The organism is Inquilinus ginsengisoli, assembly GCF_050434925.1.
GTDB lineage: Bacteria > Pseudomonadota > Alphaproteobacteria > DSM-16000 > Inquilinaceae > Inquilinus > Inquilinus ginsengisoli_B.
In genome coordinates this window covers 920,714-936,999 of record NZ_JBNDJK010000001.1, presented here as the reverse complement: position 1 = coordinate 936,999, position 16,286 = coordinate 920,714, and the positions used below count along the sequence as shown (strand labels likewise).

General features: G+C 70.3%; 18 protein-coding genes. 10 read left to right on the top strand and 8 right to left on the bottom strand.

What is annotated here, in order from left to right; translation table 11 throughout:
* Window positions 1–22: 22 nt before the first annotated feature.
* The 4 genes from aidB to QFZ27_RS04620 all read right to left on the bottom strand — a co-directional run bounded on the left by aidB (window position 23) and on the right by QFZ27_RS04620 (window position 3,068).
* On the bottom strand, window positions 23–844 hold the full coding sequence (aidB, locus tag QFZ27_RS04635) for an AidB family quorum-quenching N-acyl homoserine lactonase (RefSeq protein WP_429224918.1): 822 nt from the start codon (window positions 842–844) through the stop codon (window positions 23–25).
* Between the two features lie 23 nt (window positions 845–867).
* The gene (gene hslU, locus QFZ27_RS04630) at window positions 868–2,184 is read right to left on the bottom strand and encodes an ATP-dependent protease ATPase subunit HslU (protein WP_429224917.1); all 1,317 of its coding nucleotides are present in this window, start codon (window positions 2,182–2,184) and stop codon (window positions 868–870) included.
* Window positions 2,185–2,236: 52 nt separating this feature from the next.
* Window positions 2,237–2,785: an ATP-dependent protease subunit HslV gene (gene hslV / locus QFZ27_RS04625; protein ID WP_429224916.1), complete on the bottom strand. Its 549-nt coding sequence runs from the start codon at window positions 2,783–2,785 to the stop codon at window positions 2,237–2,239.
* Between the two features lie 106 nt (window positions 2,786–2,891).
* Window positions 2,892–3,068 (bottom strand): hypothetical protein, encoded by a 177-nt coding sequence (locus tag QFZ27_RS04620; protein ID WP_429224915.1) that lies wholly within the window; start codon window positions 3,066–3,068, stop codon window positions 2,892–2,894.
* A 165-nt stretch (window positions 3,069–3,233) separates the two neighbouring features.
* Between QFZ27_RS04620 and hisB the strand changes: the two genes are divergently transcribed.
* From hisB to QFZ27_RS04575, 9 genes are all read left to right on the top strand, one after another.
* On the top strand, window positions 3,234–3,866 hold the full coding sequence (gene hisB, locus QFZ27_RS04615) for an imidazoleglycerol-phosphate dehydratase HisB (RefSeq protein ID WP_429224914.1): 633 nt from the start codon (window positions 3,234–3,236) through the stop codon (window positions 3,864–3,866).
* 15 nt (window positions 3,867–3,881) lie between these two features.
* Window positions 3,882–4,520 (top strand): imidazole glycerol phosphate synthase subunit HisH, encoded by a 639-nt coding sequence (gene hisH, locus QFZ27_RS04610; RefSeq protein ID WP_429224913.1) that lies wholly within the window; start codon window positions 3,882–3,884, stop codon window positions 4,518–4,520.
* Window positions 4,517–5,089, top strand: coding sequence for a GNAT family N-acetyltransferase (locus QFZ27_RS04605; RefSeq protein ID WP_429224912.1), 573 nt, complete (start codon window positions 4,517–4,519; stop codon window positions 5,087–5,089). The genes hisH and QFZ27_RS04605 overlap by 4 nt, the downstream gene beginning before the upstream one ends.
* Window positions 5,086–5,829: a 1-(5-phosphoribosyl)-5-[(5-phosphoribosylamino)methylideneamino]imidazole-4-carboxamide isomerase gene (gene hisA / locus QFZ27_RS04600; RefSeq protein ID WP_429224911.1), complete on the top strand. Its 744-nt coding sequence runs from the start codon at window positions 5,086–5,088 to the stop codon at window positions 5,827–5,829. Before QFZ27_RS04605 ends, hisA begins: the two co-directional genes overlap by 4 nt.
* 3 nt (window positions 5,830–5,832) lie before the next feature.
* Complete coding sequence (gene hisF / locus QFZ27_RS04595) at window positions 5,833–6,597, top strand: imidazole glycerol phosphate synthase subunit HisF (protein WP_429224910.1); 765 nt, start codon at window positions 5,833–5,835, stop codon at window positions 6,595–6,597.
* Window positions 6,594–6,935 (top strand): phosphoribosyl-ATP diphosphatase, encoded by a 342-nt coding sequence (locus QFZ27_RS04590; RefSeq protein ID WP_429224909.1) that lies wholly within the window; start codon window positions 6,594–6,596, stop codon window positions 6,933–6,935. Before hisF ends, QFZ27_RS04590 begins: the two co-directional genes overlap by 4 nt.
* A gap of 140 nt (window positions 6,936–7,075) precedes the next feature.
* On the top strand, window positions 7,076–7,447 hold the full coding sequence (locus QFZ27_RS04585) for a histidine triad nucleotide-binding protein (protein ID WP_429224908.1): 372 nt from the start codon (window positions 7,076–7,078) through the stop codon (window positions 7,445–7,447).
* Window positions 7,444–9,306, top strand: a complete 1,863-nt coding sequence (locus QFZ27_RS04580) for an adenylate/guanylate cyclase domain-containing protein (protein WP_429224907.1) — start codon at window positions 7,444–7,446, stop codon at window positions 9,304–9,306. Before QFZ27_RS04585 ends, QFZ27_RS04580 begins: the two co-directional genes overlap by 4 nt.
* Window positions 9,307–9,381: 75 nt before the next feature.
* On the top strand, window positions 9,382–11,343 hold the full coding sequence (locus tag QFZ27_RS04575; RefSeq protein WP_429224906.1) for an NAD(P)-binding protein: 1,962 nt from the start codon (window positions 9,382–9,384) through the stop codon (window positions 11,341–11,343).
* 1 nt (window position 11,344) lies between these two features.
* On the opposite strand, the gene QFZ27_RS04570 is transcribed toward QFZ27_RS04575, so the two are convergent.
* Window positions 11,345–12,265: a DMT family transporter gene (locus tag QFZ27_RS04570; protein WP_429224905.1), complete on the bottom strand. Its 921-nt coding sequence runs from the start codon at window positions 12,263–12,265 to the stop codon at window positions 11,345–11,347.
* A gap of 85 nt (window positions 12,266–12,350) precedes the next feature.
* Here QFZ27_RS04570 and QFZ27_RS04565 point away from each other — a divergent pair, with 85 nt between their 5' ends.
* A complete protein-coding gene (locus tag QFZ27_RS04565; protein WP_429224904.1) occupies window positions 12,351–13,241 on the top strand; it encodes a LysR substrate-binding domain-containing protein in 891 nt (296 codons plus the stop codon).
* Window position 13,242: 1 nt separating this feature from the next.
* Here the strand turns inward: QFZ27_RS04565 and QFZ27_RS04560 are convergent, their stop codons facing one another.
* The 3 genes from QFZ27_RS04560 to QFZ27_RS04550 all read right to left on the bottom strand — a co-directional run bounded on the left by QFZ27_RS04560 (window position 13,243) and on the right by QFZ27_RS04550 (window position 16,206).
* Entirely contained in the window at window positions 13,243–14,502 is a 1,260-nt protein-coding gene (locus tag QFZ27_RS04560; RefSeq protein WP_429224903.1) for a lytic murein transglycosylase, read from the bottom strand.
* Window positions 14,503–14,605: 103 nt separating this feature from the next.
* On the bottom strand, window positions 14,606–15,523 hold the full coding sequence (locus QFZ27_RS04555) for an MBL fold metallo-hydrolase (protein ID WP_429224902.1): 918 nt from the start codon (window positions 15,521–15,523) through the stop codon (window positions 14,606–14,608).
* A 14-nt stretch (window positions 15,524–15,537) separates the two neighbouring features.
* Entirely contained in the window at window positions 15,538–16,206 is a 669-nt protein-coding gene (locus QFZ27_RS04550) for a peroxiredoxin (RefSeq protein WP_429224901.1), read from the bottom strand.
* Between the last annotated feature and the right edge of the window lie 80 nt (window positions 16,207–16,286).

Below are 16,286 nucleotides of genomic sequence, written 5' to 3'. Positions count from 1 at the left end.
AGAGGGGGTATCCAGGCGCGCTTCAGCCTTCGACAAACCGCCAGCCCCGGTCGCCGGCCTCGATCCGGCCGATCGGGCTGACATGGCTGCCGGTGACCCGCCAGCCATGCTTCGCCGCCTCTTCCAACAGGAAGCGGCGGCTTCGCACGGCCAGCGCCGGATCGAGGTCGTATTCGAGGCCGGCCTCCGGGTCTTCGACCTGCAGGGCGCCAAGGTGGAAGGCATCGGCCCAGATCAGCAGGGCGTCCCGGCCCTCGCCGATCACGTAGCCGCTGTGCCCAGGCGTGTGGCCGGGCAGCGGCACGGCCGCGACGCCCGGCATGCCGTCGACCGGCCCCGGCGCGACGGTGCGGAGGCGGCCGGCATAGGCCCGGGCCAGGGTGGCGACGGTCTTGAAGTTGCCGCGCCGGGCCGGCGGAAAGGTCTCGGCGACGGCCGGATCGCTGAAGAAGGCGAAATCCCCTTCCGGGAACAGGATCTCGGCTCGCGGCAGCCAGGCCTGGTCGCCGTCGAGCAGGCCGAGGGCGTGGTCGCCGTGAGGATGGGTCAGCAGCACGCGGTCGACCTCTTCCGGGCGCACCCCGGCCGCCGCCAGGGCCGCGCGCGCCTTGCCGAGCGCCGAGCCCCAATGGTCGCCGGTGCCGGCATCGATCAGCGAGACGCCGTTCTCTCCCCGCAGCAGATAGCAGTTGACGTCGATGCTGATCTTGTCGCCGGGCCAGCCGTCGATCAGGCGCCGGCGCGAGTCCTCGCCGGCGGCATGGATCAGCACGGCTTTCGGGGCCTCGAAGATGCCGTCGAGGAGCACGGTCAGGTCATAGGGGCCGAAGCGCCTCGCGGACATGTCGATCCCCCTCTTGCCGGCGCCTACAGGATGAACTTGCTCAGATCGGCATTCTTCGTCAGCGCCCCGACCTTGTCGTGGACATAGGCCGCGTCGATCCTGACGGTCTCGCCGGACCGGTCGGAGGCGGTGAAGCTGACCTCGTCCAACAGGCGCTCCAGCACCGTGTGCAGCCGCCGGGCGCCGATGTTTTCGACCGCGCGGTTGACCTCCGCCGCCAGGTCGGCGAGGGCGTCGATCGCATCCTCGGTGAAGTCCAGCGTCACCTCCTCGGTGCCCAGCAGCGCCGTGTATTGCTTGACCAGGCTGTGCTCCGGCTCGGTCAGGATGCGGCGGAAATCGTCGCGGGTCAGGGCCTGCAGCTCGACCCGGATCGGCAGGCGGCCCTGCAGCTCCGGCAGCAGGTCGGACGGCTTGGCCAGCTGGAAGGCGCCCGAGGCGATGAACAGGATGTAGTCGGTGCGCACCGTGCCGTATTTGGTCGCCACCTGGGTGCCCTCGATCAGCGGCAGCAGGTCGCGCTGAACGCCCTCGCGGCTGACATCGGCGCCGCCGCGTTCCGACCGCGCCGTGATCTTGTCGATCTCGTCGAGGAAGACGATGCCGTTCTGCTCGACCAGGTGGATCGCCTCGGCGGTCACCTTCTCCTGGTCCAGCAGCTTGTCCGATTCCTCGGCCAGCAGGACGGCGTGGCTCTCCACCACGGTCATGCGGCGCGGCTTGGTGCGGTTGCCGAAGGCCTTGCCGAACATGTCGTTGAGGTTGAGCATGCCCATCTGGGCGCCCGGCATGCCCGGGATGTCGAAGGTCGGCAGCCCGCCGCCGGTGTCGGCGACCTGGATCTCGATCTCGCGGTCGTTCAGCTGGCCCTCGCGCAGCATCTTGCGGAACTTCTGCCGGGTCTCGGCCGAGGCGCTGTCGCCCACCAGCGCGTCCAGCACCCGCTCCTCGGCGCGGATCTCGGCCTTGGCCGCGACCTCCTTGCGCAGCGTCTCGCGGGTCATCTTGATCGCGATCTCCAGCAGGTCGCGGATGATCTGCTCGACATCGCGGCCGACATAGCCGACCTCGGTGAACTTGGTCGCCTCGACCTTCAGGAACGGGGCGTTGGCCAGCTTCGCCAGGCGGCGCGCGATCTCGGTCTTGCCGACGCCGGTCGGCCCGATCATCAGGATGTTCTTCGGCAGCACCTCCTCGCGCAGCACCTCGGGCAGCTGCTGGCGGCGCCAGCGGTTGCGCAGGGCGATGGCGACGGCGCGCTTGGCGTCGTGCTGGCCGACGATGAAGCGGTCGAGCTCGGAGACGATCTCGCGCGGGCTGAAATTGGCGGTGTCGGTCATGTCGGGTCCTTCGCGGCTCGGGCCTTGGGTCGGAAGGCGGGCAGGGCCGCGATCACAGGCTTTCCAGAGTGACGTTGTGGTTGGTGTAGATGCAGATGTCGCCGGCGATCTTCATCGCCTTGCGCGCCACCGTCTCGGCGTCCAGCTCGGCGCTCTCCATGAAGGCGCGGGCGGCGGCCAGGGCGAAGGGCCCGCCGGAGCCGATGCCGATCAGCCCGTCATCGGGCTCCAGCACGTCGCCGGTGCCGGTCAGGATCAGCGACACTCGGGCGTCGCACACCGCCATCATCGCCTCCAGCCGGCGCAGATAGCGGTCGGTGCGCCAGTCCTTGGCCAGCTCGACGCAAGCGCGGGCCAGCTGGCCGGGGTGCTTCTCCAGCTTGGCCTCCAGCCGCTCGAACAGCGCCATGGCGTCGGCGGTCGCCCCGGCGAAGCCGGCGATGACGCTGCCGTCGCCCAGGCGGCGCACCTTGCGGGCGGTGCCCTTCATCACGGTGTTGCCGGCGGTCACCTGACCGTCGCCGGCGATGACGACGCGATCGTTCTTGCGCACGGCGAGGATGGTGGTGCCGTGCCAGGCGGCACTCTCGGAAGACGACATGCAGGAATCCGGAAACGCTGAGGATAGGACAGGCCGTCCGGCCCGCACCGCCTAGATTGGACCGTCGGGCGGGGGGATCAAGTCTCGGCGACCGTCCGGCAGGGGATCAGGCGGGTGGCAGGCCGCACGCCCAGCCGTGCTTTGCGGCGATCTCTGCAAACACGACATCAGCAGGGCGCACGCGACCTTCGCGCGCTGCGGCAAGGCCATCCTCGATGCGCTGGACTTGCCATGCCTCGGTCGTGTGGATCGCGGTGGCGTCAGTAGGCCGAATCTCGCTCATCAGTCATTCCTGTGCTCTCGCCATCATAGAGTGACCGCCGTTCGGCGAGAAGACGCAGACCGGCGGTCATGCCTTCCTTTCCGCGCACTGCCGGGAGGCCCCCTGCTTTCCCGGCATGGCTCGGCGGCTGGCGATGCACCGGGCTTCCTGTTAAGACACCAAGCCATGGACGGAACCGCTTCCACCCCCGCCGCCTCTGCCCGCTCCGCGACCGTCGACCGCGTCACCCGCGAGACGCGGATCAGCGCCACGGTCGATCTCGACGGCACCGGCCGCTCCGACATCCAGACCGGTGTCGGCTTCCTCGACCACATGCTGGACCAGCTGGCCCGGCACGGGTTGTTCGACCTGACGGTGCGGGCCGAGGGCGACCTCCATATCGATTTCCACCACACCACCGAGGATGTCGGCATCACCCTCGGCCAGGCCTTCGCCAAGGCGCTGGGCGATCGCCGCGGCATCCAGCGCTACGGCGAGGCGCATGTGCCGATGGACGAGGCGTTGTCCCGCGTCGCCGTCGACATCTCGGCCCGGCCCTATCTGGTCTGGGACGTCCGCTTCACCCGCGACAAGCTGGGCGAGATGGACACCGAGCTGTTCCGCGAATGGTTCCACGCCTTCGCCCAGAACGCCGGGCTGACGCTGCATGTCGCCAACCTGTATGGCGAGAACAACCACCACATCGTCGAAAGCTGCTTCAAGGCGCTGGCCCGCGCCTTGCGCGCCGCGACCGCGATCGACAGCCGCCGCCCGGACGCCGTGCCCTCGACCAAGGGCACGCTCGGCGGCTCCCTCTAGCTCCGGGGCTCCCGCATGGCCATCGCCGTGATCGATTATGGTTCCGGCAACCTCCGCTCGGCCGCCAAGGCGCTGGAACGCGCCGCGGCGGAGCGCAGGACGGCGCAGGAGATCGTCGTCACCGCCGATGCCGAGGTGGTGCGCCGGGCCGACCGGCTGGTGCTGCCGGGCGTCGGCGCCTTCGGCGACTGCAGCCAGGCCCTCGCCACGATTCCGGGTTTGCGCGAGGTGCTGGACGAGCGCGTGAAGAAGGCCGGCATTCCCTTTCTCGGCATCTGCGTCGGCATGCAGGTGATGGCCGGCGTCGGCCACGAGCATGGCGATTTCCTTGGCCTCGACTGGATCCATGGAGCGGTGGTGCCGCTGGCTCCGGCCGACCCCGACCTGGTGGTGCCGCAGATGGGCTGGAACACCCTGGCGGTGGAGGAGGCGCATCCGGTGCTGGATGGGCTGGCTGGCCAGGACGTCTATTTCGCCCATTCCTATGTCATGGTGCCGGCCGACCCGGCCGAGGTGCTGGCGACGGTCGACTATGGCGGGCCGCAGACCGCCGCGGTCGGCTGCGACAACTGGATCGGCGTGCAGTTCCATCCGGAAAAGAGCCAGGCGGCCGGGCTGAGGCTGCTCGGCAATTTCGTGACCTGGACGCCATGAGCGAAGCGACGGCCTCGGTGCCGGAGGTGTCCGTCGGCCGGCTCGACCGGGTCCGCAGCAGCGACCTGCATGATCTGTGCGACGCGGCCGAGCTGGCCATCCTCGAGGGCGGCGGCTTCGGCTGGGTCAAGCCGCCGCCGCGCGAGACCATGGAGCGCTACTGGGGCGGCGTCGTGGCGATGCCGGGCCGGCACCTGTTCGTCGGCCGGCTCGACGAGGTCATCGCCGGCGCCATCCAGCTGGTGGAGCCGCCGGTGAACAACGAGGCGCAGGCCTTCGCCGCCGGGCTGACCGGGATCTTCGTCGCCCCCTGGGCCCGCGGCCACGGCCTGGCCCGGATGCTGGCCGAGGCGGCGGAGGCCGAGGCGCGCGCTCGCGGCTACCGCCTGCTGACGCTCGACGTGCGCGAGACCCAGACCGCGGCGATCCACCTGTTCGAGAGCTTGGGATTCGTCCGTTGGGCGACGAACCCGTATTATGCCCGCGTGAACGGTCGCCTGATCGGCGGCTGCTACTTCCACAAACCACTGATCCCGCTGTCCGAGGCGGGGCTGGACCCGACGCCATGATCCTCTATCCGGCCATCGATCTGAAGGACGGCCACTGCGTCCGTCTCGTCCGCGGCGAGATGAGCGAAGCCACCGTATTCAACCTGGACCCCGCCGAGCAGGCCAGGGCCTTCGCCGAGCAGGGGTTCAGCTGGATCCATGTGGTCGATCTGAACGGCGCCATCGCCGGCCATCCGGTGAATGCCGAGGCGATCGGCGGCATCCTCAAGGCCACTTCGCTGCCGGTGCAGCTGGGCGGCGGCATCCGCGACCTGGAGCGGATCGAGTTCTGGCTCGAGCGCGGCGTCGCCCGGGTGGTGCTGGGCACGGTCGCGGTGCGCGACCCGGATCTGGTGCGCGAGGCCTGCCGCCGCTGGCCCGGCCGGATCGCCGTCGGCATCGATGCGCGGGAAGGCTTCGTGGCGATCGAAGGCTGGGTCAAGACCTCGACCGTCAAGGTGCTGGACCTGGCGCTGCGCTTCGAGGATTCCGGCGTCGCCGCGATCATCTACACCGATATCAACCGTGACGGCGCCATGGGCGGACTGAATGTCGAGGCCACGGCCGACCTGGCCTTCGCCCTGACCACGCCGGTGATCGCCTCGGGCGGCGCCTCCTCGCTCGATGACCTGCGGGTGATCAAGCGCGAGGAGCGCTCGGGCATCGCCGGGGTGATCTGCGGCCGCGCGCTCTATGACGGCCGGATCGACCCGAAGCAGGCGCTGGCGATCCTGTCCGGTCCGGTGCCGGTGGAGGCCTGAGGCATGCTCAAGGTCCGGGTCATCCCCTGCCTCGACGTCAAGGACGGCCGGGTGGTCAAGGGCGTCAACTTCGAGAACCTGGTCGATGCCGGGGATCCGGTGGAGCAGGCCCGGCATTATGACCGCGAGGGCGCGGACGAGCTGGTCTATCTCGACATCGCCGCGACCAATGAGAATCGCGGCGTGCTGTTCGACGTGGTCCGCCGCACGGCCGAACAGGTGTTCATGCCGCTGACCGTGGGCGGCGGCGTGCGCAGCGTCGACGACGTCCGGGCGCTGCTGCTGGCCGGGGCCGACAAGGTGTCGATCAACTCCGCCGCCGTGGCCCGGCCGGAGCTGGTGTCCGAAGCGGCGATCAAGTTCGGCCGCCAATGCGTGGTGGTGGCGATCGACGCCAAGCAGGTGTCCGACGGCAAATGGGAGATCTTCACCCATGGCGGCCGCAAGGGCACCGGCATCGACGCGGTCGACTGGGCCGACCGGATGGCCGCTGCCGGCGCCGGCGAGCTGCTGGTGACCTCGATGGATCGCGACGGCACCAAGGAAGGCTTCGACATCGGGCTGCTGCAGCGGATCCGCAAGGTGGTCGGCATCCCGATCATCGCCTCGGGCGGGGTCGGCACGCTCGACCATCTCGCCGACGGGGCGCTGTCCGGCGGCGCCACCGGCCTGCTCGCCGCCTCGATCTTCCATTTCGGCACCTATTCGATCGCCCAGGCCAAGCAGCATCTGGCCGCGGCCGGGCTGCCGGTGCGGATGGCGGCATGAGCGGGGGGCAGTCCGTCGACGCCCGGGTGCTGGATCGGCTGGCCGCCGTGATCCGGTCGCGGCAAGGCGCCGACCCCGCCTCCAGCTACACCGCCAAGCTGTTCGCCCGCGGCCGGCCGAAGATCGCCCAGAAGCTGGGCGAGGAGGCGGTCGAGACGGTGATCGAGGCGATGCGGGGCGACCCCGACGCCATCGCCGCCGAAAGCGCCGACCTGCTCTACCACCTGCTGGTGCTGTGGGCCGATGCCGGGGTGGCGCCGGAGACGGTCTGGGCGGTGCTGGAGGCGCGGGAAGGCGTCAGCGGCATCACGGAGAAGGCGGCGCGGCCGACGGAGTGACGGCGCCCACCCGTGCGGAAAGGGCCGGCCGGGACCGCGACAACACGTCGCCGCCGGCATGACAATTGTCGCTGGCTGGCGGCTGAATTTCGCCGCGATTCAGCAGCATGTGTCATCATCAGCGAGATCGAGGACGACCGATGGCCTATGATCCGAACAACGTCTTCGCCCGTATCCTGCGCGGCGAGCTTCCGTGCAGGAAGGTCTATGAGGACGACCATGTCCTGGCCTTCCACGACATCGGCCCGAAGGCGCCGGTGCATGTGCTGGTGATCCCCAAGGGCGCTTATGTCTCGATGGACGATTTCTCGGAGCGCGCCAGCGACGCCGAGATCGCGGCCCTGACCCGGGCGGTCGGCCGGGTCGCCCGCGATCTCGGCCTGGCCGCGCCCGGCTACCGCATCCTGTCGAACATCGGCGAAGACGGGCACCAGGAGGTGCCGCACCTGCACATCCACATCTTCGGCGGCCGGCCACTGGGCCGCATGCTGGATCCCGCCATCGCCCCATGACCCTGCCGCTCTCCGCCGAGGCCTCGGCGCCGGCCGCCCGTTTCGGCAGGCCGCGCCGGCGCACCATCACCCTGGCCCGGACGCTCGCAGTTGCCATCGGCGGCCTGGTGGCGATCGCGGTCGCGGCAGTGCTGGCGATCTACTGGACCACGGCGGCGCGCACCACCTTCGACCTCCTGACCAACCAGGCCGAGATCGGCGTCGCCTCGGTCGAGGCGCAGCTGCGCCAGCATCTCGAGCCGGTGTCGAACGAGCTCGGCAGCCTCGCCTTGCTGCTGCAGCGGGGGCGGCTCGACGCCGGCAACATGGACCAGTTCTCGACCATGCTGACCGGCGCGCTGGCAGCGTCGCCGCAGGTGCGCTCGATCGCCTATCTGACCGAGGATCTGCGCATCCGCGGCGTCACCCATGAGCTGGACGGCAACTACGACACGTTCGACGAGCAGAACGAGGCCGAGCAGAGCCGTGAGGCGCTGGCCGAGGCGGCCGGCAAGGTCGACGCCTATTGGGGCGAGATCCTGTATCTGAAGGACGGGCCGCACGCGACGGTGATGAATCTGCGCCAGCCGGTGCGGCGCGACGGCAAGCTGGTCGGCGTGCTGTTCGCGGTGGTCACGGTGCAGGACCTGTCGAAGTTCCTGGCCCGGGTGTCCAGCGACCCGTCGCAGGTGCCCTTCATCCTCTATGGCGAGGACCGGGTGCTGGCCCATCCGCGCATGGCCACCGACCCGCCGCCGGCCTCGGTGGAGGAGCCGCTGCCGCGGCTCGACCAGGTCGGCGATCAGCTGCTGGCGGCGCTGTGGACCAAGGGCGAGCCGGTCACCGTGCGCAACCCGCGGGTGCGGATCCGCGAGGTCGAGATCGGCGACCAGGACGAGATCTTCCTGTACCGCACCATCTACGGCTTCGGCCCGACCCAGCTGATCCTCGGCATCCATGTGCCGGGCGACGCGATCGGCGCCGAGGTTTGGCGGGTGATCCGCGCCGGCCTGGCCGGTCTGGCGGTGATGGTGCTGGCGATCATCGTCGGCGTCTTCGTCGGCCGCATGATCGCACGGCCGGTGCGCGCCTTCTCCGATCAGGCGAGGGCGGTGGGAACGCTGGAGTTCAGCCAGCTCAGGCCGCTGCCCGGCAGCGTGTTCAAGGAGCTGAACGAAGGCGCCCAGGCCTTCAACACCATGCTGGTCGGGCTGCGCTGGCTCGAGACGTATGTGCCGAAAAGCCTGGTCCGCCGCCTGATCACCAAGGGCGACGGCGAGGACGTGGTCTCGATCGAGCGCGTCATGACGGTGATGTTCACCGACATCGCCAATTTCAGCGGTGCGGCGGAGCGGCTGCCGGCGGCGCGGATCGCGGCCTATCTGAACGAGCATTTCGCCATGCTGGGGCGCTGCGTCGAGGCCGAATCCGGCACCATCGACAAGTTCATCGGCGACTGCCTGATGGCGTTCTGGGGCGCGCCGGAAAAGCTGAAGGACCATGCGCCGCGGGCCGCCCGCGCCGCACTGGCCATCGCCGGGGTGATGCGGGACGAGAACGACCGCCGCGCCGGCACCGGCCGGCCGCGGCTGAAGCTGCGCATCGGGCTGCACAGCGGCCCGGTGGTGGTCGGCAACATCGGCGCGCCGGGACGCACCAGCTACACTATCGTCGGCGACACGGTGAACATCGGCAACCGGCTGGAGCAGCTGGGCAAGGTGCTGTCGGGCGACGAGGAGACGACGATCCTGATCAGCGCCGAGACCGCGGCCCTGCTGGGCCCGGAATTCGAGATGAAGAGCCTGGGCCCGCGCCGCGTCCGCGGCCGCAACGGCGAGGTCGAGATCTTCCGGCTGACCGGGGTCAAGCCCACGGCCTGAGCCGCCGCGCCTCGCACCGCAATTCCGCCACCTTGGTCCCTCTGAATCGGCTCCAGCCAGGGAGGGGGAACAGCCATGTCATCCGATCGCGATCTGGGAATGGGCCGGCCGATCAGCCGGCGAGATTTTCTCGACGGTGTCGCCCTGACGGTGGGTGCGGCCGCGCTGGGCGGGCCGCTGACCCGCAGCGCCTTCGCCGCCGGGCCGGCCGCCGCCTATCCGCCGAAGCTGACCGGCCTGCGCGGCCATCACGAAGGCTCCTACAACGTCATGCATTCGGTGCGCGACGGCACCTTCTGGGACAAGGCGGGGGCGCCGGCGGCGACCGGCGAGCGCTATGACCTGGTGGTGGTGGGCGGCGGCATCTCCGGCCTCGCCGCGGCGGTGCAGTACCGCAAGCAGGCGGGGGCGGGCGCCCGCATCCTGGTGCTCGAGAACCACGATGATTTCGGCGGGCATGCCAAGCGCAACGAATTCACCAGCGCCGGCGGCCGCATGATCCTCGGCTATGGCGGGTCGCAGTCGCTGCAGACGCCGAGCTATTTCAGCCCGGCGGTGAATGCGCTGCTGGCCGATATCGGGGTCGAGCCGAAGCGGTTCGAGCAGTATTACGACCAGGGCTGGGCCGAAACGCGCGGCCTCGGCCGTGCCGTGTTCTTCCCGAAGGAGGTGTTCGGCGCCGACGCGCTGGTGAAGGAGGCCGAGGCCGCCGCCGACTGGGTGCCGCAGTCGCCGCTGACCGACAAGGCGAAGCAGGACCTGATCGCCCTGATCGATGAGCCGGCCGACTACCTGCCCGGCCTGTCGCGGTCGGAGAAGCTGGAGCGGCTGTCGAAGACCACCTACGCGCAGTTCCTGACCGAGCTGGTGAAGGCCGACCCGCAGCTGGTCGCGTATTTCCAGAGCTCGACCGAGGCCTATTTCGGCGCCGGCATCGACGCCGTCACCTGCATCGACGCCTGGGCCAACGGCAATCCCGGCTTCGACGGCATGGATCTGGGCGACGAGGTCTACCCGACCATGAGCCCCAGCGGCCGCCTGGCCCGCACCGACCCGGACGAGTACATCTACCACTTCCCCGACGGCAATGCCGGAATCGCCCGGGCGCTGGTGCGGTCGCTGATCCCGGCTGCCATCCCCGGCAGCACCATGGAGGACCTGGTCCTCGCCCAGGCCGATTACGGCAAGCTGGATGTCGATGGCCAGCCGGTGCGGATCCGGCTGGGCTCGACCGTGGTGCGGGTGAAGCACCAGGGAGACCCGGCCTCGGCCAAGGCGGTCGACGTGGCCTATGTTCAGGCTGGCAAGCTGCGCACGGTTCAGGCCGGCCATGTGGTGCTGGCCTGCTGGCACCGAGTGATCCCGTTCCTGACCGACGAGCTGGCCGAGGGGCAGGTGACGGCGCTGCAGGACCAGCAGAAGGTGCCGCTGATCTACACCAATGTGCTGATCCGCAACTGGAGCGCCTTCGCCAAGCTCGGCATCGAGGGCTTCGAGTCGCCGGGCCATTTCTGGTCGGGCGCGGAGATCGACTACCCGGTCAGCATGGGCGGCTACAGCTTCGCCGACAAGCCGGAGGACCCGGTGCTGCTGCATCTCAGCAAGGTGCCGCTGCAGCCGGGGCTGTCGTCGCGCGAGCAGTCCCTGTCCGGGCGCCTGCAGCTGACTCAGCTGACCTTCGAGACGATGGAGCGCGAGATCCGCGACCTGCTGGGCCGGGCCCTGTCGGGCGGCGGCTTCGACCCGGCGCGCGACATCGAGGCGATCACCGCGAACCGCTGGTCGCATGGCTATGCCTACGAATACATGCGGCCCTGGGACAGCTTCTGGCCGGACGGCCCGCTGCCGATCGTGGCGGCGCGCAAGCCCTGGGGCCGGGTCGCGATCGCCAACGCCGATTCCGGCGCCTACGCCTATGTCCACTCGGCGATCGACCAAGCCACAAGGGCGGTGCGCGAGCTGCTGGGCACGCCCGATGGCGCCCCGGCCTTCGCCGACTTCCCCGGCCCGCCGCGGGACAAGCTCGGGCTGCTCTGAGTCAGGACGGCAGGCGCGGTGTCGCGGGCTCGGCGGAGGCCGACGCCCGCGGCGTCCCGCGTCCGCGGGTGTTGACCAGGACCACCCCCATGATGGCGATCGCGCCACCCAGCAGCGTCTGCGGTCCCGGCGCCTCGCCCAGCAGCGGCATGGCGATCGCGGTCGCGACCGGCGGCACGAGGTAGAGGAAGTTGGTCGCCCGCGCCGCGCCGAAATGGCCGAGAGCATAGGTCCAGGTGGCGTAGCCGATGGCGGCCGGCAGCACGCCGAGGCCGATCACCGTGGCGATCGTCGTGGTGCCGGCACCGGGCATCTCGCCGGCCGCCTCCGGCAGCCAGGGCGACAGCCACAGCGCGCCGGCCAGCAGCGTCCAGGCGGTGCTGGCCAGGGCGCCGTGCCGGGCCACCAAGGGCTTCTGCAGCACGACGTAGCAGGCCATGCACAGCGCCGAGCCCAGTATCAGGCTGGCGCCGGCGCCGAAGGCCAGGCCGCCGGGCTGGGCCGCGGCAATCAGGGCGATGCCGGCGAAGCTGACCAGCGTGCCGGCCCAGCCGCGGGCGCCGAAGCGCTCGCCCAGCACCAGCCGGGCCAAGAGCGCGGTCAGGATCGGCGCGGTGTTGACGATGAAGCTGGCGGCGCCGGCCGCGACGCTGCGCTGCCCGGTGTTCAGCAGGATGTTGTAGGCGGCGATGCCGACCAGCCCGCACAGGGCAAAGCGCAGCAGGTCGGGCAGGGCCGGCCGCGGCGGCCGGCGCCAGGCCAGCCACGCCAGCACCAGCAGGGCCGCCACGGCGAAGCGGGCGGCGGCCAGCGGCACCGGCAGCAGCTCGCGCAGCGCCAGGCGGATCGCCGGGAAGGCCGAGGCCCAGGACAGGATGGTGACGGCCACGGCGGTATAGGCAAGGCGGGCGCGGCTGGACACGGATGCACCTCGTATGAAGCGGGCTTCCGTTCTGGCACCGGCCGTGCTGTTGACATACGGCACCGATCGAGCGTGAGCTGTGTGCATGGATCACAGCGCGACACCGGGCCGGCCGCCGCTCGACAGCCTCGACACGATCTGCGTCGCCGCCCGGCATGAGTCCTTCAGCGCCGCCGCCGAGGCGCTGGGCCTGACCCATGGCGCGGTCAGCCGGCGCGTCGCCGCGGTCGAGGCCTGGCTCGGCACCGCCCTGTTCGAACGCCATGGCCGCGGCGTGCGGCTGACGCCGGACGGGCAGCGCTTCGTGTCGCGGGTCGAGGCGGCATTCCGGCTGATCGACGAGGCCGCGGTGCGATGGCGCCGCCGGCGCGGGCCGGAGGTGGTGCGGATCAGCGTGGTGCCGGGCTTCGCCAAACTGTGGCTGTTCGAGCGGCTGGCGGCGCTGGAGCAGGGCGACCCGGCGCTCAGGATCGAGGTTGCGGTCGAGGGCCGCAACGCCGATGTCGAAGGCGGCGAGGTCGATTTTGCGGTGCGCTACGGTGCCGGCAGCTGGCCCGGACTCCAGGCCGTCCGGCTACTGCCGGAGCGGCTATATCCGGTGGCACATCCCGATCTGGCGCGGCGGCTCGGCCTCTCGCCGGACGGGCTGCTGCGGGCGCCGCTGCTGCATGATTCCGACGCGACCGGCTGGCGCGCCTGGTTCGCCGCCCATGGCGTCGCGCTGAAGCCGCGGCCGCAGGACCGGCGTTTCGAGGACTACACGCTGGTCCTGGCGGCGGCGGAGGCCGGGCTCGGCATCGCCCTGGCCCGGGCGCCCTTTTCCGACCGCGCGATCCGGGCGGGCGGCCTGGTGCGGCTGGGCGAGCATGAGGTGCCGAGCCCCCTCACCTACCATCTGCTGACCCGCACCGGCGGCGTCCGGTCGGCCGTCGCCGCGCCGGTGGCGCGGATGACGGCGCTGGCCGGGGCGATGTGATCTACCCCGCCCGCACCGCCTGCAGCAGGGTCGTTGTCGCGAAGCCGTCCGGGACCAGTCCCTTGGAGGTCTGCCAGGCCCGGATCGCGCCGCGCGTCGCCGGCCCGATCAGCCCGTCCGGCGCGCCGCCGATGGAAAAGCCCCTGGCCGTCAGCAGCGACTGCAGCTCCAGCACTTCGCTGCGCGACAGCGGCTGCTCGTCTCGTGGCCAGGACCCGACGATCGGGCCGCCGCCGGCCAGCCGGTCGGACAGCGTGGCGACCGCCAGCGCGTAATTGGTCGAGTTGTTGTACTTCATGATGACGCTGAAGTTCGGGCCGACCAGGAAGGCCGGGCCGCGGGCGCCGGCCGGGGTGATCACCGAGCTGTCGCCCAGCGCCGGCAGGCTGCGGCCGGAGACCGGCTTCACCCCCAGCGCCACCCACTGCGCCACCGGGCGTTTGGTGCTCAGCTCCGCCACCGAATAGTCGAAGCCGGGCGGCAGGGTGACCTCGACGCCCCAGGGCTGGCCGCGCTGCCAGCCCGACTGGGCCAGGTAGTTGGCGGTCGAGGCCATGACGTCGGGGATGCTGCCCCAGATATCGCGGCGGCCGTCGCCATCGGCGTCGACGGCGGAGCTCAGGAACACCGTGGGCAGGAACTGGGTGTTGCCCATGGCGCCGGCCCAGGAGCCGAGCATGCGGTCACGGCTGATGTCGCCCTGCTGCAGGATCTGCAGCGCGGCGAACAGCTGTTCCTTGAAGAAGTCCTGGCGGCGGCCTTCATAGCCGAGCGTGGCCAGGGCGTCGATCACCTCGGTCGAGCCGAAGTTCTGGCCGTAATTGCTCTCGATGCCCCAGATCGCGGTGACGATCTCCTTCGGCACGCCGTAGCGCTGCTCCGACGCGTTGGCGGTCGACCCCCACTGCGCCAGCATCGCCTGGCCGTTGCGGATGCGGTCGGGCGAGACGGCGCTGTCGAGATAGGTCCAGATCGCCTTGGTGAACTCCGATTGCGACTGGTCGGAATCGATCACCTTGGGCAGGAACTGCACGGTGTCGAAGGCGGTGGCCAGCGTCGCCTCGCTGATGCCGCGCGCCGCGGCTTCGGCCCGGAACGCCGCCACCCATTGCTGGAAGCCCTGCGCCTCGGACTGGGCCGGGAAGGTCGCCGAGGCGCCGGGCGTCGGGGTCGGCACCACCGGCTGGCCCTGGCCCGAGCTCTGGCAGGCCGCCAGCAGCGCCACCCCGGCCAGCACCGCCATCCGCGTGGTCATCGACATGGGCCCTCTCCGCGATTTCCGAATCAGTCGGTGAACGTCGCGGCAAAGTGCCCCGAGATCAAGGCCGGACCGCGGCAGGACCGCTGCAAACGCCCCGCGGGGGTCACCCCTGCGGCGCGCCGGGGAAGGCGTCGAGCGGGATCTTCAGGTAGCGCCGGCCGTTCGCCTCGGGCTCCGGCAGCCTGCCGCCGCGGATGTTCACCTGCAGCGCCGCCAGCATCAGCGCCGGCAGCGGCAGCGTCCGGTCGCGGTCCTGGCGCAGCGCCACGAACTCGGCCTCCGACACCGCGGCGACATGGATGTTGCGCTCCTTCTGGTCGGCGACGGTGCTCTGCCAGCGCGGCTCGCGCCCGTCCGGCTGGTAGTCGTGGCCGGTGAACAGGCGCGTGTCGTCCGGCAGGGCCAGGATGCGCTGGATCGAGGCCCAGAGCTGGCGGGCGTCAGCGCCGGGGAAATCGGCCCGCGCCGTGCCACCATCGGGCATGAACAGGGTGTCGTGGATGAAGGCGGCGTCGCCGACGAGATAGGTGATCGAGGCCATGGTGTGGCCGGGGCAGAACATCACCCGGGCCTGCAACGACCCGATCTGAAAGCGGTCGCCGTCGCGGAACAGCCGGTCCCAGCCCGTCCCGTCGGTCGGCTGGTCCGGCAGGTTGTAGATCTCCTGCCACAGCGCCTGGACGCCGGCGACCTTCTCGCCGATCGCCGTCGGCGCGCCGGTCTTCTCTTTGAGATAAGCGGCGGCGGAGAAGTGGTCGGCGTGCGGATGGGTGTCGAGGATCCAGGCGACCCGCAGCCCGGACCGCGCGACATGGTCGAGGATCAGGTCGGCATTGCGGGTGGAGACGGTGCCGGATTTCAGGTCGAAGTCCAGCACCGGGTCGATGATCGCGCAGTCGCCGGTTCCAGGGTCGGCGACGATGTACTGCACGCTGCCGGTCCGCGGGTCGAAGATGGCGTGGACGGCGGGGGAGGCAACCCCCGCCGGCATGGCCGCGATGGGTCGGGCGGCATCGTTCATGGGGCGCTGCCGGGTCAGTCCTTGGGCTGGGCGACGGTGCGGAGGTAGGGTTTGAGGGTCTTGAAGCCGGCCGGGAATTTCTGCCTGGCCTCCTCGTCCGAGACCGAGGTGACGATAATGACGTCCTCGCCGTTCTTCCAGTCGGCCGGGGTCGCCACCTTGTGCTTGGCGGTCAGCTGCAGCGAATCGATCACCCGCAGCACCTCGTCGAAGTTGCGGCCGGTGGTCATCGGGTAGGAGATCACCAGCTTGATCTTCTTGTCCGGCCCGACGACGTAGACGTTGCGAACCGTCTGGTTGTTGACCGCAGTGCGCCCCTCCGAGGTGGTGCCGGCATCGGCCGGCAGCATGCCGTAGAGCTTGGAGACGACCAGCTCGGAATCGGCGATCACCGGGAAGTTCGGGGCAGCGCCTTGCGTTTCCTTGATGTCCTGGGCCCAGCTCGCATGCCGGTCGACCGGGTCGGCGCTGAGGCCGATCACCTTGACGTCGCGCTTGTCGAATTCCGGCTTCAACTTGGCCACGGCGCCGAGCTCGGTGGTGCACACCGGGGTGAAGTCCTTCGGGTGAGAGAACAGCACGCCCCAGGACGAGCCGAGCCAGTCGTGGAAGCGGATCCGCCCCTCGGTGGTCTCGACTTCGAAATCGGGCGCGTCCTCACCAATCGCGAGCGGTCCGGCCATTTTTACCTCCATCACGACAAATCGTCTGCCCGAGGCCATCGGGCACCAATATCAACCTGAAAGCGAATCACTACGGCGCC

Excerpts from the sequence above, each read along its gene's own strand:
- aidB (WP_429224918.1), bottom strand. The coding sequence starts at position 844 with ATGTCCGCGAGGCGCTTCGGCCCCTATGACCTGACCGTGCTCCTCGAC.
- hslU (WP_429224917.1), bottom strand. The coding sequence starts at position 2,184 with ATGACCGACACCGCCAATTTCAGCCCGCGCGAGATCGTCTCCGAGCTC.
- hslV (WP_429224916.1), bottom strand. The coding sequence starts at position 2,785 with ATGTCGTCTTCCGAGAGTGCCGCCTGGCACGGCACCACCATCCTCGCC.
- QFZ27_RS04620 (WP_429224915.1), bottom strand. The coding sequence starts at position 3,068 with ATGAGCGAGATTCGGCCTACTGACGCCACCGCGATCCACACGACCGAG.
- hisB (WP_429224914.1), top strand. The coding sequence starts at position 3,234 with ATGGACGGAACCGCTTCCACCCCCGCCGCCTCTGCCCGCTCCGCGACC.
- hisH (WP_429224913.1), top strand. The coding sequence starts at position 3,882 with ATGGCCATCGCCGTGATCGATTATGGTTCCGGCAACCTCCGCTCGGCC.
- QFZ27_RS04605 (WP_429224912.1), top strand. The coding sequence starts at position 4,517 with ATGAGCGAAGCGACGGCCTCGGTGCCGGAGGTGTCCGTCGGCCGGCTC.
- hisA (WP_429224911.1), top strand. The coding sequence starts at position 5,086 with ATGATCCTCTATCCGGCCATCGATCTGAAGGACGGCCACTGCGTCCGT.
- hisF (WP_429224910.1), top strand. The coding sequence starts at position 5,833 with ATGCTCAAGGTCCGGGTCATCCCCTGCCTCGACGTCAAGGACGGCCGG.
- QFZ27_RS04590 (WP_429224909.1), top strand. The coding sequence starts at position 6,594 with ATGAGCGGGGGGCAGTCCGTCGACGCCCGGGTGCTGGATCGGCTGGCC.
- QFZ27_RS04585 (WP_429224908.1), top strand. The coding sequence starts at position 7,076 with ATGGCCTATGATCCGAACAACGTCTTCGCCCGTATCCTGCGCGGCGAG.
- QFZ27_RS04580 (WP_429224907.1), top strand. The coding sequence starts at position 7,444 with ATGACCCTGCCGCTCTCCGCCGAGGCCTCGGCGCCGGCCGCCCGTTTC.
- QFZ27_RS04575 (WP_429224906.1), top strand. The coding sequence starts at position 9,382 with ATGTCATCCGATCGCGATCTGGGAATGGGCCGGCCGATCAGCCGGCGA.
- QFZ27_RS04565 (WP_429224904.1), top strand. The coding sequence starts at position 12,351 with ATGGATCACAGCGCGACACCGGGCCGGCCGCCGCTCGACAGCCTCGAC.
- QFZ27_RS04560 (WP_429224903.1), bottom strand. The coding sequence starts at position 14,502 with ATGTCGATGACCACGCGGATGGCGGTGCTGGCCGGGGTGGCGCTGCTG.
- QFZ27_RS04555 (WP_429224902.1), bottom strand. The coding sequence starts at position 15,523 with ATGAACGATGCCGCCCGACCCATCGCGGCCATGCCGGCGGGGGTTGCC.
- QFZ27_RS04550 (WP_429224901.1), bottom strand. The coding sequence starts at position 16,206 with ATGGCCGGACCGCTCGCGATTGGTGAGGACGCGCCCGATTTCGAAGTC.